General features: G+C 73.5%; 1 protein-coding gene and 1 pseudogene. One reads left to right on the top strand and one right to left on the bottom strand.

Annotated elements, in window-relative coordinates; translation table 11 throughout:
- A pseudogene (locus ACQB60_RS40425) lies at positions 1 to 17543 on the top strand (amino acid adenylation domain-containing protein); the annotation flags it as partial.
- 175 nt (positions 17544 to 17718) lie between these two features.
- Here ACQB60_RS40425 and ACQB60_RS40420 read toward each other — a convergent pair.
- Complete coding sequence (locus tag ACQB60_RS40420; protein ID WP_496931085.1) at positions 17719 to 18456, bottom strand: DUF5324 family protein; 738 nt, start codon at positions 18454 to 18456, stop codon at positions 17719 to 17721.
- Positions 18457 to 18469 lie beyond the last annotated feature (13 nt).

Below are 18469 nucleotides of genomic sequence, written 5' to 3'. Positions count from 1 at the left end.
CGGCGCTGCAGGACGTGGTGGGCCGGCACGAGAGTCTGCGGACGCTCTACCGGCAGGACGCGGACGGGGTGCCGTACCAGGAGATCGTCCCGGCCGCCGAGGCGCGGCTCGACGTGCTGGTCGGTGAGGTCGCCGCGGAGGAGCTGGACGAGGCCGTCGAGCGGACGGCCGCCCACTGCTTCGACCTCGCGGCCGAGATCCCGGTACGGGCCTGTGTGCTGACCAGTGGGGCGGAGCCCTGCAAGCACGTCCTTGCCCTCGTCATCCATCACATCGCGGGCGACGGCGAGTCCCTGGCGCCGCTGATGCGGGACCTCGCGGTCGCGTACGACGCGCGCCGTCGCGGTGCGGCACCCGACTGGCCCGCGCTGCCGGTGCGCTACGCCGACTACACGCTCTGGCAGCGGGAGTTGCTGGGGGACGCGGGGGATCCGCACAGTGTGCTCGCCGTGCAGTCCGCGTACTGGCGCGAGGAGCTCGCGGGGGTCCCGCAGCCGTTGCGGCTGCCCGCCGACCGGCCCCGGCCGCCGCGGGCCGGCCACCTCGGGGACCGTGTGGAGTTCAGCATCGATGAGCAACTCCTGCTCGCTGTGGAGGAGTTGGCGCGTGCGCGCGATGTGACCGTGTCGATGGTCATGCAGTCCGTGCTCGCCGTGCTGCTGCACCAGCTGGGCGCCGGGGATGACATCCCCGTCGGCTCGCCCATCGCGGGCCGCACCGACGCGGCCCTCGAAGGCGTCGTCGGGTTCTTCGCCAACACCTGGGTGCTGCGCGCCGACCTGTCGGGCGCACCGAGCTTCGACGAACTCCTCGAGCGGGTGCGGGTCAAGGCCCTGGCCGCGTACGAGAACCAGGACGTGCCCTTCGAACGGCTCGTGGAGGTGCTGAGCCCGGACCGGTCGACCGCGTACAACCCGCTGTTCCAGACCATGCTGGCCTGGCAGAACTTCGGCGGGACCGGCTTCGGGCTCCCCGGGGTCGAGGCGGCGTTCGAGTGGGCGAGGACCGGCACCGCGCGGTTCGACCTCTTCTTCAACCTGGCCGAGGTGCCGGTGGCCGCGGGGCGGGGCGTGCTGGGGCAGGTGGAGTACGCCACGGATCTCTTCGACCAGGGGACCGTGGAGCGGCTCGCGGACCGGTTCGTGCGCGCCCTGCGGCAGCTGGTGGCCGAACCCGCGCGCCCGGTCGCCGCAGTGAACCTCCTCGACGCGACCGAGCACGAGGTGCTGCTCCACGGGCTCAACGACACCGCGGTGGACCTGCCCGAGGCGACGGTCCCCGGGCTCTTCGAGCGGCAGGCGGCGGCCACGCCGGACGCGGTCGCGCTGGTGGCCGGTGAAGTGACCTGGACCTATGGGGAGTTGAACCGGAGGGCCGAGCAGGTCGCCGGGCTGCTGCGGCGGCGGGGCGTGGTGCCCGAGACGGTCGTCGCGGTGTCGCTGCCGCGCACCGCCGACCTCGTGGTGGGGCTGCTCGCGGTCCTGAAGGCGGGCGGCGCCTACCTGCCGCTCGACCCCAAGTACCCTGGTCAGCGGCTTGAGTTCATCCTCCGTGACGCACGGCCCGCGCTGCTCCTGACCGACGCGGCGACCGCGGCGGGGGTGCTGCCCCGCACGGATGTGCCGGTGCTGCTCGTCGATGTCCTCGACCTCGAACTCGGACTCGACCTTGACCTCGACCTTGACCTTGACTCCGATCTCGGCCTCGGCACCGACCTCGGCACCGGCACCGGCCACGACCTCTCGGACGCCGACCGCACGGCGCCCCTCACCCCGGCCCACCCCGCGTACGTGATGTACACCTCCGGCTCCGAAGGCGCGCCGAAGGGTGTCTCCGTCACGCACGACGGCCTCGCCAACGGCGTGCTGCGGCTCGCCGAGCGCACCGGGATCGCCCCGGGCACGCGGACTCTCGCCGCCACCTCGGTCAACTTCGACGTGTCGGCGTACGAGATCTTCACGACCCTGACCCACGGCGGCACCGTCGAGCTCGTCCGCGACGTCCTGGAGCTCGGGGAGCGGGACTCCTGGGAGGGGCAGGTCATCAGCACCGTGCCGTCGGTCTTCGCCGAGCTGATGGACGAGATCGCGGGCAAGGTGTCCGTGGAGACCCTTGTCTTCGCAGGTGAGGGGCTTCCGGCGGGGCTTGTGGAGCGGGTGCGGGCGGCGTTCCCGGGGGTGCGGGTCGTCAACGCGTACGGGCAGACGGAGTCCTTCTACGCCACGACGTACGACACGGCCTGCGCCACGACTCACGCCACGGCCTGCGCCACGACGTACGCCACGGCCCACGCCACGCCGTACGGCCAGGAGCCCGGGAACGACCTAGTGGGAATCACCCCCATCGGCACCCCCCTCGGCAACATGCGCACCTACGTCCTCGGCCCCGGCCTCGTCCCGGTCCCGCAAGGTGTGACGGGTGAGCTCTATGTGGCGGGCAAGGTCGCGCGTGGCTATCACGGGCAGCCCGCTCTCACCGCGGCCCGCTTCGTGCCCGACCCGTTCGCGGACGAGCCCGGCGCCCGGATGTACCGGACCGGTGACCTGGCCCGCTGGAACGCGGAGGGGCATCTCGAATACGTGGGTCGCGCCGATGCCCAGGTGAAGGTGCGGGGCTTCCGCATCGAGCCGGGGGAGATCGAGGCCGTGCTGACCGCGCACCGGGGGGTCGCCCAGGCCGCCGTGGTGGCGCGGCAGGGTGGGCAGCTCGTCGGGTACGTGGTGCCGGACGCGACGTCCATCGGTGCCGGTGCGGAGTCCGTCGGTGCCGGTGCGGAGTCCGTCGGTGCCGGCGCGGAGCCCGTCGGCGACCTCGACGTGGACCTGAGCTCCGGTGTCTCCGCCCGTGAGCTCCGCGCCTTCGCCCTCCGGCGGCTGCCCGAGTTCATGGTGCCGTCGGCGTTCGTGGTCCTCGACCGGCTGCCGCTCGCGCCCAACGGGAAGCTGGACCGGGCGGCCCTGCCCGACCCGGAGTTCACCGGCGGGACGTACCGCGCGCCGCGCACCGACCGCGAGCGGATACTCGCCGAGGTGTACGCGGACGTGCTCGGGCTCGACCGGGTGGGCGTCGACGACGACTTCTTCGCCATCGGCGGCGACAGCATCCGCTCCATCCAGGTCGTCTCGCGGGCCCGCGCGCGGGGCGTCGTCGTCACGCCCCGGCTCGTCTTCCAGCAGCGCACCGTGGCGGAGCTCGCGGAGGCGGCGGCACCGGACGACGTCCGTGCCGCGGGCCGGAACCGCGCCGCAGGGGGCAGCCCCTCTCACGCGGACGGCAGGCCCGCTCATGCGCCCGGCAGGCCCGCTCACGCGGACGGCAGCCCCGCTCACGCGTCCGGCACGGAGCACGGTGCCGTGCTCGAGGAGTTCGTCGGCGGCGGCACCGGCGATCTGCCGCTGACGCCCATCGGGCGGTACCTCCTCGAACTGGGCGGCGGCCACGACCGGTTCGCGATGTCCATGGTCGTGGAGGTGCCCGCGGGGCTGGACGACGAACGTCTCGACGCGACGCTGACCGCCGTCATCGACCGGCACGACATGCTGCGCTCGGCCCTCGTGGCCGACGGCGAGGGCGGCGGCTCCCTCCTGGTCGGCCCCGCGGGCTGGGTGGACGTGCCCGAGCTGATCCACCGGGTCGCGTACAACGGGCCCGTCAAGGGCGAGCGGTGGCGCGAGCGCGTCGGGACCGAACTGGACGCCGCCGTGGGGAGGTTGAACCCGCGGGCCAGCATCATGGCGCAGTTCGTGTGGTTCGACCGGGGTGCTGCCGAGAGTGGGCGGCTGCTGATCGTGCTGCACCACTTCGTGGTGGACGGGGTGTCGTGGCGGATCCTGCTTCCGGACCTCGCGGCCGCGTGGAAGGACGTTCGGGAGGGCAGGCCCCCGCGCCTTCCGGCTGTCGGGACCTCCGTACGGCGCTGGACACACGCCCTTGCCGAGGAGGCCGTGCGGCCGGAGCGCCTGGCCGAACTTCCCTTGTGGTGCGGGGTGCTGGACGGCCCGGATCCGTTGATCGGTGCCCGTCGCCTGGATCCTGCCGTGGACGTCGCCTCGACCGTGGAGCGGCTCTCGGTGCGTGTGCCGACGGCGGTGACCGAGGCGCTGCTGACGCGGGTGCCCGCCGCCTTCCACGGCGGCGTCAATGACGGGCTCCTGGCCGCGCTCGCCCTTGCTGTGACCAAGTGGCGGCGCGGGCGGGGTGTCGAGGAGTCCTCCGCCCTCGTACGCCTGGAGGGGCACGGTCGTGAGGAGTCCGTGGTTCCGGGGGCTGATCTGTCGCGGACCGTCGGCTGGTTCACCAGCATGTATCCCGTACGGCTCGACACCTGCGGCTTCGATGTCGACGAGGCGTTCGACGGGGGTCCGGCCGCGGGCGGTGTCGTCAAGGCCGTCAAGGAGCAGCTCCTGGCCCTCCCCGACAAGGGCATCGGGTATGGGCTGCTGCGCTACCTGAACGAGGAAACAGCCGCCGAGCTGCGGGAGTTGCCGTCCGGGCAGATCTCCTTTAACTACCTGGGCCGCTTCTCCGCGACCGGGGACATGCCCGAGCACCTCCGCGGCCAGGGCTGGACCCAGGACACCGCTCTGCCCGCCCTCATCTCCGCGCCCGACGCCGACATGCCCGCCCTCTCCGCCCTGGACATCACCGCCCTCGTCACCGACACGGCCGACGGGCCCGTCCTCGACGCCCACCTGGCCTTCCCCGCCGGGCTGCTCACCGCCCAAGAGGTCCAGGAACTGGCCGACTTGTGGTGCCGCGCCCTCACCGGGATCGCCCGGCACGCCGACTCCCCGCGCGCCGGCGGCCTCACCCCCTCCGACCTGCCCCTGGTCGAGGTGGACCAGGCCGACATCGAGACCTGGGAGGCGCGTTACCCAAGCCGGTGCCTGACCGACGTATGGCCGCTGACGCCCCTCCAGTCCGGGCTGCTCTTCCACTCGCTCCTGAACAAGGGAGCCGTGCCGCGGTCAGAGGGTGCCGTGCTGCCGCGCGAGGGAGCTGCGCTGCCGCGCAAGGGTGCCGTGCTGCCGCGCGAGGACGCCCTGGACGCGTACCAGATGCAGCTGACCTTCCACGTGTCCGGCGCGGTCGACCCGGAGCGGATGCGGGCCGCCGGGCAGGCGCTGCTCGACCGGCACGCGGGCCTGCGGACGGCCTTCGCGCCCGACGCGGCGGGACGGCAGTTCCAGCTCGTCCTCGACCGGGTGGAGCTGCCCTGGTACGAGTTCGACCTGCGCGGACTCGACGGCGCCGAGCGCGAGTCGACCTTCGCCCGCGTCCTCGCCGACGACCACGCCGCCCACTTCGACCCGGCCGCGCCGCCGCTGCTGCGGCTGACCCTGGTGCGGCTCACGGACGACCGCTCCGAGCTCGTCCTCACCGCCCACCACGTCCTCTTCGACGGCTGGTCGTTCCCGCTGCTCATGCGGGATCTGCTGCTCCTGTACGGGTCCCACGGCGATCTCGCGGTGCTGCCGCGGCCCCGCTCCTTCCGCGACTTCCTGTCCTGGCTCTCCTGGAAGAACCCGGACACGGCCGCCCTGGCCTGGGCGGACGAGCTCGCGGGCGTGGACGAGCCGACGCTGCTCGTGCCGAGCGTGGTGGCGGGACGCACCGCGACCGGCAGCGCGGGCCGGGTCGAGGTGGGCCTCACGCCCGAGGAGGCGCGGGTGCTCTCACGGCGCGCCGCCGAGCTCGGCGTCACCCTGAACACGCTGGTCCAGGGCGCCTGGGCGGTCCTCGTGGGACGGCTCACCGGCCGCCAGGACGTGGTGTTCGGGGCGACCGTCTCGGGGCGTCCCGCCGAGCTGCCCGACGTCGGCTCGATGGTCGGGATGTTCATCAACACCCTTCCCGTACGCGTCGAGTACGCGCCCGGCGACACCCTCGCCGAGCTCCTGACCAGGCTCCAGGACCGGCAGGCCGCGCTCCTCGACCACCACCACCACGGCCTCTCCGACATCACCCGGGCCACCGGCCTGCACTCCCTCTTCGACAGCCTCGTCGTCTTCGAGTCGTACCCGGTGGACCGGGCGGGCCTGGGCGAGGCCAACGCGGCGGCCGGACTCGCCATCACCGGGATCCGCCCCTCGACCGGCACCCACTACCCGGTGACGCTGATGGCGGAGGCCGACCCGGCGCTGCGCCTGACCCTCCAGTACCAGGAGCGGACCGTCGGCGAGGAGGCGGCGACGCTGCTCGCGGGCCGGCTCGCGAGCGTGCTGCGGCAGCTGGTGGCCGACCCGCACGTGGCCGTGGACCGCGTCGACGTCCTGGACGACGCCGAGCACGCCCGGCTGCGGGAGCTGGGCGACACGGCGGTGTCCGTGCCGGACGTGACCCTCGCCGGGCTCTTCGAGCGGCAGGCGGCGGCCACGCCGGACGCGGTCGCGCTGGTGGCCGGTGAAGTGACCTGGACCTATGGGGAGTTGAACGAGCGCGCCAACCGGCTCGCGCGCCGGCTCGTCGAGCGGGGCGTGGGGCCGGAGACCGTGGTCGCCGTCGCCCTGCCGCGCACCGCCGACCTCGTGGCCGGGCTGCTCGGCGTGCTGAAGGCGGGCGGTGCCTATCTGCCCGTCGACCCGCGCTACCCGAGCGAGCGCCTCGACCAGATCCTGGTGGCGGCGCGGCCCCGCATGGTCCTGACGGACCGGGGGACGGCTCCTGGGCTGCCCGTGTCCGGGGACGTGCCGTCGCTGCTCATCGATGACCTCGACCTTGACCTTGACCTTGACCTGGACCTGGACCTCGACCTCGACCTCGGCGCCGGGTCCGGGTCCGGCGAGGACCTCACGGACGCCGAGCGTTCCGTGCCCCTCTCCCCGCAGAACCTCGCCTACGTCATGTTCACCTCGGGCTCCTCCGGCACCCCGAAGGGCGTATCCCTCACCCACCACGCCCTGGTCAACGGCGTGCTGCGGCTCGCGGGCCGCGCCGGGATCACTCCGGGCGCCCGGACCCTGGCCGGCACCTCGGTCAACTTCGACGTGTCGGCGTACGAGATCTTCACGACCCTCACCCACGGCGGCACCGTCGAGCTCGTCCGTGACGTGCTGGTCCTGGACGAGCGCGAGGGCTGGAACGGCGCCGTCATCAGCACCGTGCCGTCCGTCTTCGCCGAGCTGGTCGACCGGATCTCCGACCGGACCAGCGTGGACACCCTCGTCTTCGCGGGTGAGGGGCTCTCCGCGAGCCTCGTGGAGCGGGTGCGGGCGGCGTTCCCGGGGGTGCGGGTCGTCAACGCGTACGGGCAGACCGAGTCCTTCTACGCCACGACCTTCGCCGTCTCCCCCGGCGACGAGTGGACGGGCGGCGGGAACGCCCCGATTGGGCGGCCGCTCGGCAACACCCGCACCTATGTGCTGAGTTCGGGTCTCCAGCCGGTGCCGCCGGGCGCCGTCGGCGAGCTGTACGTGGCCGGGAGCGTGGCGCGCGGCTACTTCGGTCGCGCCGATCTGACGGCGGAGCGGTTCGTCGCCGACCCGTTCGGGCCGCCCGGCTCCCGCATGTACCGGACCGGTGATCTGGCCCGCTGGAACGCGGAGGGGCAGCTGGAGTACGTGGGCCGCGGCGACACCCAGATCAAGGTGCGCGGCTTCCGCATCGAGCCCGCCGAGATCGAGGCCGCCCTCACCGCCCACCCCGAGGTGCGGCAGGCGGCCGTGGTCGCCCGCGAGGGGCGCGGCGGCAGCGCGGACCGGCAGCTGGTGGCGTACGCCGTCGCGGACCTGGCACCCATCCCGGACGACGCCCCCGACCACCTCGACCCCGACGCCTTCGCGGCCTCCGGCGCGTTCAACGGATGCGGCGCGTTCAACGGATGCGACGCGTTCGAGGAATTCGACGAGTTCGACGAGTTCGACGAGTTCGGCGAGCACCTGTGGACGTACGCCGTATCGCCCGAAGAGCTGCGCGAGTTCACCGTCCGCCGACTCCCCGAGTTCATGGTCCCCTCGGCCTTCGTGGTCCTCGACCGGCTGCCGCTGCTGCCCAACGGCAAGCTCGACCGGGCCGCGCTGCCCGAGCCGGACTTCACCACGGTCGCCTACCGGGCCCCCCGCACCGAGCGCGAGCGCGTCCTCGCCGACCTGTTCGCCGAGGTCCTCGGCGTGCCCACCGACGAGATCGGCATCGACGACAACTTCTTCACGCTGGGCGGCCACTCCCTGCTCGCCACCCGCCTGGTCAGCCGGATCCGCACCGAGCTCGCCGCCGAACTCCCCATCGGCACCGTCTTCGAGGCACCCACCGTCGCGGAGCTCGCCCGCACCCTGACCCCCGGCCTGAAGATCCGCCCGCCGCTGGCCCGCGCCGCCCGCCGCACCCTCCCCGAGCGTCTCCCCCTGTCGTACGCGCAGCGCAGGCTCTGGTTCCTGGACCGCTTCGAGGGGCCCTCGGCCACGTACAACATCCCGCTGGCCCTGCGCCTCACCGGCGACCTCGACACGGCGGCCCTCGCGGACGCGGTCCGTGACGTGGTGGCCCGGCACGAGGCCCTGCGCACCGTCTACCGGCAGGACGGCGCGGGCGTGCCCCACCAGGTGATCCTGGACGCCGACGCCGCCGAGGCGCGGCTCGACATCCCCGTCACGGTGGTCGACTCCGCATACGTGCGGGACGCCGTCACGCGCGCCGCCGGACACTGCTTCGACCTGTCGGCGGAGATCCCGGTGCGGGCCCGCATCCTGCGCACCGGCTCCGAGGACTACGTCCTGTCGCTGCTCATCCACCACATCGCGGGCGACGGCCAGTCCTTCGCGCCGCTCGTCCGCGACCTGTGCGCCGCCTACGCCGCACGCCGCCGCGGCGAGGCGCCCTCCTGGGCCGAACTGCCGGTCCAGTACGCCGACTACACGCTCTGGCAGCGCGAGCTGCTCGGCGACGAGGCGGACCCGCACAGCGTGCTCGCCGTGCAGTCCGCGTACTGGCGCGAGGAGCTCGCGGGCGTCCCGCAGCCGCTGTGCCTGCCCACCGACCGGCCCCGCCCGGCCCGGGCGAGCCACCGCGGCGACATGCTGGAGTTCCGCATCGACGAGGAACTCCTCTGCGAGGTCGAGGAGTTGGCGCAGGAGCGCGACGTGACCGTGGCGATGGTCATGCAGTCCGTGCTCGCCGTGCTGCTGCACCAGCTGGGCGCCGGGGACGACATCCCCGTCGGCTCGCCCATCGCGGGCCGCACGGACGAGGCCCTGGACGGCATGGTCGGCTTCTTCGTGAACACCTGGGTGCTGCGCGCCGACCTCTCCGGCACCCCGACCTTCGAGGAACTCCTGGAGCGCGTACGGGGCAAGGCCCTCGCCGCGTACGAGAACCAGGACGCGCCCTTCGAGCGGCTCGTGGAGCTCCTGAACCCCGAGCGGTCCACGGCCCACCACCCGCTGTTCCAGACGATGTTCGCCTGGCAGAACTTCGACAAGGCCGCCTTCGACCTGCCGGGCCTGCGGGTGGACCATCTGCCCGTGAAGACCGGCACGGCCAAGTTCGACCTGTTCCTCAACCTCACCGAGGTCGCCTCCGCCGACGGGCGCGGCCGCGAGGTGCAGGGCTTCCTGGAGTGGGCCACGGACCTGTTCGACCGGGCGACGGCCGAGTCCCTCGCGGGGCGCTACGTGCGTGCGCTGCGGCAGCTGGTGGCGGAGCCCGGACGGCCCGTAGGGGCGGTGGACCTGCTGGAGGAGGGGGAGCGGGAGCGGCTCCTCCCCGAGTCCGGGGCGCGCGACGAGGCGGTCGTGACCGAGTCGGCCGACACCCTGGCCGACCTCGTGGAGCGGCAGGCGGCGGCCACGCCGGAGGCGCCCGCCCTGGTGGCGGGTGAAGTCTCCCTCACATACGCGGAGTTGAACGCGCGCGCGAACCGGCTCGCGCGGGAGCTGGTCCGGCGCGGCGCCGGCCCGGAGACCGTGGTCGCCGTCTCGCTCCCGCGCACCGCCGACCTGGTGACGGGCCTGCTCGCCGTCCTCAAGGCGGGCGCGGCCTATCTGCCGCTCGACCCCAAGTACCCGGGAGAGCGCGTCGAGTTCATCCTCGGGCACGCGCGCCCGAAGCTGATCCTGACCGAGTCCGGCACGCGCGCGGATGTGCTGCCGCGTACGGACGTGCTGCCGCGTACGGACGTTCTGTCGCGCGCGGATGTGCTGCCGCGTAGGGACGTTCTGCCGCGCGCGGACGTGCTGGCGCGCACAGATGTGCCGGTGGTCCTCGTCGACGCGCTCGACCTGGCGGCGGGCCCCGGCCACGACCTCTCGGACGCCGACCGCACGGCGCCCCTCTCCCCGGCCGGCCTCGCGTACGTGATGTACACGTCCGGCTCGACGGGCCACCCGAAGGGCGTCTCCCTCACCCACCACGGCGTGGTCAACGGCGTGCTGCGGCTCGCCGAGCGCACCGGGATCGCCCCGGGCACCCGGACTCTCGCCGCCACCTCGGTCAACTTCGACGTGTCGGCGTACGAGATCTTCACGACCCTCGCGCACGGCGGCACCGTCGACCTGGTCCGCGACGTCCTCGAACTGGGCGAGCGGGACTCCTGGCACGGCCAGGTCATCAGCACCGTGCCGTCCGTCTTCGCCGAGCTGATGGACGAGATCGCGGGCAAGGTCTCCGTGGACACGCTGGTGTTCGCGGGGGAGGCGCTGCCGGCCGGGCTCGTCGGGCGGGTGCGGGAGGCGTTTCCGGGGGTGCGGATCGTCAACGCGTACGGGCAGACCGAGTCGTTCTACGCCACGACCTTCGCCGCCTCTCCCGGCGACGAGGGGGCCGCCGTTCCTGGTGAGGGTGAGTCCGTGCCCGTCGGCACCCCCCTGGACCACATGCGCGCCTACGTCCTCGGCCCGGCCCTCGCCCCCGTACCCCCGGGCGTGACCGGCGAGTTGTACGTGGCCGGGAGCGTGGCGCGCGGCTACTACGAGCGCGCCGATCTGACGGCGGAGCGGTTCGTCGCCGACCCGTTCACCGACGTGCCCGGCGCCCGCATGTACCGGACCGGTGACCTGGCCCGCTGGAACGCGGAGGGGCACCTCGAATACGTGGGCCGCGGCGACACCCAGATCAAGGTGCGCGGCCTGCGCATCGAGCCCGCCGAGATCGAGGCCGCCCTCACCGCGCACCGGGGGGTCGCCCAGGCCGCCGTGGTGGCCCGTGCGGGCGGACGGCTCGTCGGGTACGTGGTGCCGGACGCGACGTCCATCGGTGCCGGTGCGGAGTCCGTCGGCGACCTCGACGTGGACCTGACCGCCACCTTCTCCGTGCGTGACCTGCGGAGCTCCGTGGCGCGGCGGCTGCCCGAGTTCATGGTGCCGTCGGCGTTCGTGGTCCTCGACCGGCTGCCGCTCGCCCCGAACGGGAAGCTGGACCGGGCGGCCCTGCCCGACCCGGAGTACACCGGCGGCGGGTACCGGGCCCCCGGCACCGAGCGGGAGCGGATCCTGGCCGCCGTCTACGCGGACGTGCTCGGCCTGGAGCGGGTGGGCGTCGACGACGACTTCTTCGCCATCGGCGGCGACAGTATCCGCTCCATCCAGGTCGTCTCGCGGGCCCGCGCCCAGCGCGTCACCGTCACGCCCCGGCAGATCTTCGAGCGCCGCACCGTGGCGGAGCTCGCCGCGGCCGCCACCGACCAGGGCGCGGACGCGGTCCTCGAAGAGTTCGAGGGCGGCGGCACCGGAGCCTTCCCGCTCCTGCCCATCGCCTCCTATCTCCTCGAACTCGGCGGCGACCACGGCCGGTTCGCGATGTCCACAGCGGTGGAGCTGCCGGTGGGGATCGACGGTGCCGGTCTCGAAGCGACCCTGACCGCCGTCATCGACCGCCACGACGTCCTGCGTTCCGCCCTGCGGGGCAGCGTGCTGTCGGTCGGGGCACCGGGCTCGGTGGACGTGGCCGCGCTCATCCACCGGGTGGAGTGCGGCTCGGAGTACGGCTCGAAGTGCGGGGAAGAGCCCGCGCGCGAGCAGGCCGAGGCCGAACTGGACGCCGCGGCAGGCCGGCTGGACCCCGAGTCCGGCGTGATGGCGCAGTTCGTGTGGTTCGACCGGGGTGCTGCCGAGAGTGGGCGGCTGCTGATCGTGCTGCACCATTTCGTGGTGGACGGGGTGTCGTGGCGGATCCTGCTTCCGGACCTCGCGGCCGCCTGGAAGGACGTTCGGGAGGGCAGGCCCCCGCGCCTTCCGGCTGTCGGGACCTCCGTACGGCGCTGGACACACGCCCTTGCCGAGGAGGCCGAACGCCCTGAGCGCACGGCCGAACTTCCCTTGTGGTGCGGGGTGCTGGACGGCCCGGATCCGTTGATCGGTGCCCGTCGCCTGGATCCTGCGGTCGACGTCATGTCCACGGTCGAGCGGTTCTCGGTGCGTGTGCCGACGGCGGTGACCGAGGCGCTGCTGACGCGGGTGCCCGCCGCCTTCCACGGCGGGGTCAACGACGGGCTCCTGGCCGCGCTCGCCCTTGCTGTGGCGAAGTGGCGGCGCGGGCGGGGTGTCGAGGAGTCCTCCGCCCTCGTACGTCTGGAGGGGCATGGTCGTGAGGAGGCCGTGGTTCCGGGTGCTGATCTGTCGCGGACCATGGGCTGGTTCACCAGCATGTATCCCGTACGGCTCGACGTGGCGGGCTTCGACGTGGAGGACGCCCTCGACGGGGGTCCGGCCGCGGGCGGCGTCGTCAAGGCCGTCAAGGAGCAGCTCCTGGCCCTCCCCGACAAGGGCATCGGGTATGGGCTGCTGCGCTACCTGAATGAGGAAAGCGCGGCTGAGCTGCGGGAGTTGCCGTCCGGACAGATCTCCTTCAACTACCTGGGCCGCTTCTCCGCCGCCGACATGCCCGAGGAGCTGTCCGGCCTCGGCTGGTCCAGGGCGCCCGAACTCCTGGGCCTGGAGACGTCCTTGGGCGACGACCTGCCCGCGCTCTCCGCCCTGGAGATCGACACCCTGGTCACCGACACGGCCGACGGGCCCGTCCTCGACGCCCACCTGGCCTTCCCTGCCGGGCTGCTCACCGCCCAAGAGGTCCAGGAACTGGCCGACTTGTGGTGCCGCGCCCTCACCGGACTCGCCCGGCACGTGGAGCGCCCGGACGCGGGCGGCCTCACCCCCTCCGACCTGCCCCTGGTCGAGGTGGCCCAGTCCGACATCGAGACCTGGCAGCGGCGCTACCCCGGCCTGACCGACGTATGGCCGCTGACGCCCCTCCAGTCCGGGCTGCTCTTCCACGCGCTCCTGAACGACGACGCGTTCGACGCGTACCAGATGCAGCTGACCTTCCACGTGTCCGGCGCGGTCGACTCGCAGCGGATGCGTGCCGCCGGGCAGGCGCTGCTCGACCGGCACGCCAACCTGCGCGTCGCGTTCGCCCCGGACGCGGGCGGCGAGCTCCACCAGATCGTCGCCGAGGGCGTCGAACTGCCGTGGCGCGAGCTGGACTTGCGGGACATGGACGGAGCGGAGCGCTCGGCGGCCCTCGACCGCTTCCTGGCCGACGACCACGCCACCCACTTCGACCCGGCCGAACCGCCGCTGCTGCGCCTCTCCCTGGTGCGGCTCGCGGACGACCGCTCCGACCTGGTCCTCACCGCCCACCACGTCCTCTTCGACGGCTGGTCGTTCCCGCTGCTCATGCGGGACCTGCTGCTCCTGTACGGGGCTCAGGGCGAGACTCAGGGCGGGCCCCAGGGCGAGTACGGGGCCCAGGGCGAGCTCACGGCCGCCCTGCCGCGGCTCCGCCCCTACCGCGACTTCCTGGCCTGGCTCACCGGGCAGGACGACCGCGAGGCCGCGGCCCGCGCCTGGGCCGAGGAGTTCGCGGGCGTGGACGAGCCGACGCTGCTCCTGAGCGGGCCCCGCACGGGCCGCGACCCCGGCGCACCCGTGGGCATCGGCCACCTCGACGTCCCGCTGCCCGTCGAGGAGGCACGGGCCCTCTCGCGGCGCGCCGCCGAGCTCGGCGTCACCCTCAACACCCTGGTCCAGGGCGCCTGGGCGGTCCTCCTGTCCGGGCTCACCGGCCGCCAGGACGTCGTCTTCGGGACCACCGTCTCGGGCCGCCCGCCCGCAGTCACCGGCATCGACTCCATGGTCGGCCTCTTCATCAACACCCTGCCCGTACGCGTGCGGTACGCGCCCGGCGACACCCTCAGCCAGGTCTTCACCGCCCTCCAGGACCGGCAGAGCGCCCTCCTCGACCACCACCACTACGGGCTCTCCGACATCCAGCGGGCCACCGGCCTCAAGGAGCTCTTCGACACCCTCGTGGTGTTCCAGTCGTACCCGGTCGACCAGGCGGGCCTCGCCGACGCGGGCGGCGCCGCCGGGATCACCTTCACCGGGCTGCGGCCGTTCACCGGCTCCCACTACCCGCTGACGGTGCTCGCGGGCGCCGACCCCTACCTGCGGCTCTCCCTCCAGTACCGGCCGGACGCCGTCGGCAAGGACGCCGTCGAGGTCATCGGCGACCGGCTCGTGCGGGTCCTGCGCCAGTTCCTCGCCGACCCGGCCACCCCGGCCGTCCTGGTCGACGCCAGGAGCGAGGCCGAGCGCGTGCCGTCGCTGCGCCAGCGCAACGCCACGGCCGTGCCGACGCCCGAGGTCACGGTGGACCGGCTCTTCGAGGAGCAGGCGGCGGCCACGCCGGACGCGGTGGCGCTCGTGTCCGGTGAAGTGTCGCTGACGTACGGGGAGTTGAACGCGCGCGCCAACCGGCTCGCCCGTGAACTCGTGGACCGCGGCGTCGGCCCCGAGACGGTCGTGGCCCTCTCGCTGCCGCGCTCGGCCGGACTCGTGGTGGGCCTCCTCGCCGTGCACAAGGCGGGCGGCGCGTACCTGCCGCTCGACCCCGCATACCCGGGCGAGCGGCTCGGATTCATCCTGGACGACGCCCGGCCGCGCCTGGTCCTCACCGACGCGGCGACGGCGGCCGCGGTGCTGCCGCCGACGGACATTCCGGTGCTCCGCGTCGAGGACCTCGACCTGGACCTGACGCCGGGCACCTGCGCGGACCTCACGGACGCCGACCGCAGCAGCCCGCTGCTCCCGCGCAACCTCGCGTACGTGATGTACACCTCCGGCTCGACGGGCACCCCCAAGGGCGTCGACATCAGCCACCGCACGGTCGTCAACGGCGTGCTCCGGCTCGCCGAACAGCTCGGCGTCGAGCCGGGCAGCCGCACCCTCGCGGGCGCCTCGGTCAACTTCGACATCTCCGTCTTCGAGCTCTTCACGACCCTGGTGCGGGGCGGCGTCGTGGAACTGGTCCGCGACGTCCTTGAGCTGGGCGAGCGGCGGAACTGGCGCGGCAACGTGATCAGCACCGTGCCGTCGGTCTTCGCCGAGCTCCTCGACGAGATCGCGGGCGCGACGGCCATGGACACGGTGGTCTTCGCGGGCGAGGGCCTGCCGTCGGGGCTGGTGCGCCGGGTCCGGGAGGCGTTCCCGGGGGTGCGGATCGTCAACGCGTACGGGCAGACGGAGTCGTTCTACGCGACGACGTTCACGGTGCCGGGTGGCGAGCTGCCCGCGACCTCCGGCAGCGCCCCGATCGGCGGACCCCTCGGCAACATGCGCGCCTACGTCCTGGGCCCGGGGCTCATCGCGGTCCCGGAGGGCGTGACGGGCGAGCTCTACGTGGGCGGGAACGTCGCCCGCGGCTATCACGGCCAACCGGCCCTCACCGCGACCCGCTTCGTCCCCGACCCGTACGGCCCGCCCGGCGCCCGCATGTACCGCACGGGCGACCTGGCCCGCTGGAACGCCGAGGGGCAACTGGAGTACGTGGGCCGCGCCGACAGCCAGCTCAAGGTCCGCGGCTTCCGCCTCGAACCCGGCGAGATCGAGGCGGCCCTGCTCGCCCACCCCGACGTGAGCCAGGCGGCGGTCGTCGCCCACGAACCCGGGAACAGGAAGGGGAACGAGAACAGGAACGAGAACGAGAACAGGAACGGGACGCAGGGGAGGCAGCTGGCGGCGTACGTGGTTCCGGTAGGTGTGGAGAGCGAGCCGACGCTCGCCCCCATCGACACCGGCTCCCTCCGCGCCTTCCTCACCGACCGGCTGCCCCGCTTCCTCGTCCCCGCGACCTTCACCGTCCTCGACCGGCTGCCCCTCACCCCCAACGGAAAGCTCGACCAGGCCGCGCTGCCCGAGCCGGAGCTGACCACGGTCGCCTACCGGGCGCCCCGCACCGGCCGCGAGCAGACCGTGATCGACCTCTACGCCCAGGCACTCGGCGTGCCCGCGCACGAGATCGGCATCGACGACGACTTCTTCGCCCTCGGCGGCCACTCCCTGCTCATCATCCGGCTGCTCGCCCGCGTGGACGCCGAGTTCGGGGTGCGCGTGCGGGTCACGGAGTTCCTCGCCGGGTCCACGGTGCAGGAACTGGCCCGCCTGATCGACCGGTTGGAGGCGTCGGACGGCACCGCACCCCCCGCCGCCCGGCACGCACTGCCGGAGAGCGAGACCGAGCTCGACCCCGGCCTGCGCTTCCCGCCCGTCCCGCCGGGCGCCCCGCGCACCGTCCTCCTGACGGGAGCCACCGGCTTCGTCGGCGCCTTCGTCCTGCGCGAGCTGCTCGACCGGACCGGCGCCGACGTCCTCTGCCTGACCAGGGCCGCCACGGACACGGAGGCCCGCTCACGCCTCCACGACGCCCTCACCTCGTACGGAATCGACATCACGCCCCACGCCGGGCGCGTCCACGCCGTCCGCGGCGACCTGGCCCGGCCCGCTCTCGGCCTGGACCCGGAGCAGCGGTCCAGGGTCCGCGACGAGGTCGACACGATCGTCCACGCGGGCGCCCACGTCCACCACTTCGCCCCGTACGAACGCCTCAAGGCGGCGAACGTCGGCGGCACCCGCGCCCTGCTGCGCCTCGCCGCCGAGGGCCGCCCCAAGCGGCTGCACCACGTCTCCACGCTCGGCGTCTTCCAGGGCGACGGCCGCCTCGTCACCGAGGACTCGTCCTGCGACACCGAGCAGCACGAGGACGGCTACTCGGCGAGCAAGTGGGCCGCCGACCGACTGGTGCAGCGGGCCATCGACCGCGGCGCGAGCGCCCGCATCCACCGGCTCGGCCGGATCTGGGCGGAGACGGACAGCGGCGCCGTCAACGAGGACGACATGTTCTGCCGTCTCCTCGCCACCTGCGCCGCCCTCGGCTCCTACCCGGACGACCCGTCGATGTCGGCGGCGCTGCTGCCCGCCGACACGACGGCCCGCGCCCTGGTGGCCCTGCTCCTGGACGACGCCACCGGAGCCGGACCCCAGGGGGCGGTCCACCACCTCCACCACCCCGAGGAGACGTCCCCGGCCGACTTCCTGCGCGTCCACGACGCCCTCCACGCCACCCGCACCCTGCCGCTCCCCTTGCCCGAGTGGCTGACTCGCCTCCGCGAGGCCGCCGAATCGGGGCGTGACCTGCCCTTCCTGCCCTACCTCCGGGTGATCGAGGAGCACCTGGCCGAGACGGCCCCGCAGGACGCCCTCAACGCGTACCGCAATGACGCGACTCTGCGGGAGCTCACCCGGCTCGGGGTGACGGTGCCGGAGATCGACGAGGGGATGATCATCAACTTCTGGCGGGCGAGGGCGAGTTGAGTTTCACGTGAAACAGTGACCGCCAGCCGGTGACCGCCAGCTGGTTACCGCCAGCTGGTGACCGGCAACGCGAAAGGCCCGAAGCGTGCTGCTTCGGGCCTCTCGTGTGCCGCGGGGGCGGACGCGGTACGGGGGAGCGTCAGCCCCGCTCGTCCCGCTCCGCCGCCTCGGCCTCCGCCTGCTTCGCCTCGACCTCCGGGTCGAGTGCCCCCTGGCCGCTGCCGTCGACCGAGGTCAGCGGCGTCGTGCTCTCGCGGACCTCCGTCGGGGCGGGCGGCTCGACCAGCCAGTCCGGGTTGGCCTGCTTGTCCCACCACTTCCAGGCGACCACGGCGGCGGCGCTGAGAACGCCGAAGACGGCGAGACCCTTGGCGAGCCGGCCGGCCCGGGCGCGGCGCTCGTGCTTGCGGGCCAGCCGCTGGATCTCCTTCGGCGAGACCTGACCGCGCAGCGCGGCGAGCGCGGCGGCACCGCGCGCGGCCGCCTCCTCACGCACCGGCTGGGCGGCGGACACGGCGTGCTCGATCCGCGGTTTCGAGTAGTCGGCGGCCTGACGCGAGTAGTCGGCGGCCTGCCGGGCGGCCCGGCGGGTCCGGACAGCCGCTTCGTGCGCGGCGTGGTCGACCTTCGGCGGCACATGCGTGCGCGCCTGCTCGATACGGGGCGCGACCCGGCTGCCGTATTGGGTGCGGGCCTGCTCGGCGGCGAGCTGGGCAGCCGTGGACACCTTGGGTGCGAGACGTACGCGCGCCTCGTGTGCGTAGTGCGCGGCCTGATCCTTGGCCGTTCCGGCGTAGGGCGCCACCACTTCCGCGGCGTGACGCACGCTGTCCTTCGCCGAGCCGGCCGCGGCGCGCACGCTGTCTTTGCGGGTCACGGGATCCTCCTCC

Origin of the sequence: Streptomyces odontotermitis (assembly GCF_050510915.1) — a bacterium.
Classification (GTDB): domain Bacteria; phylum Actinomycetota; class Actinomycetes; order Streptomycetales; family Streptomycetaceae; genus Streptomyces.
Note: the sequence above shows the minus strand (reverse complement) of the source record. Positions and strands in the feature narration are given on the sequence as shown.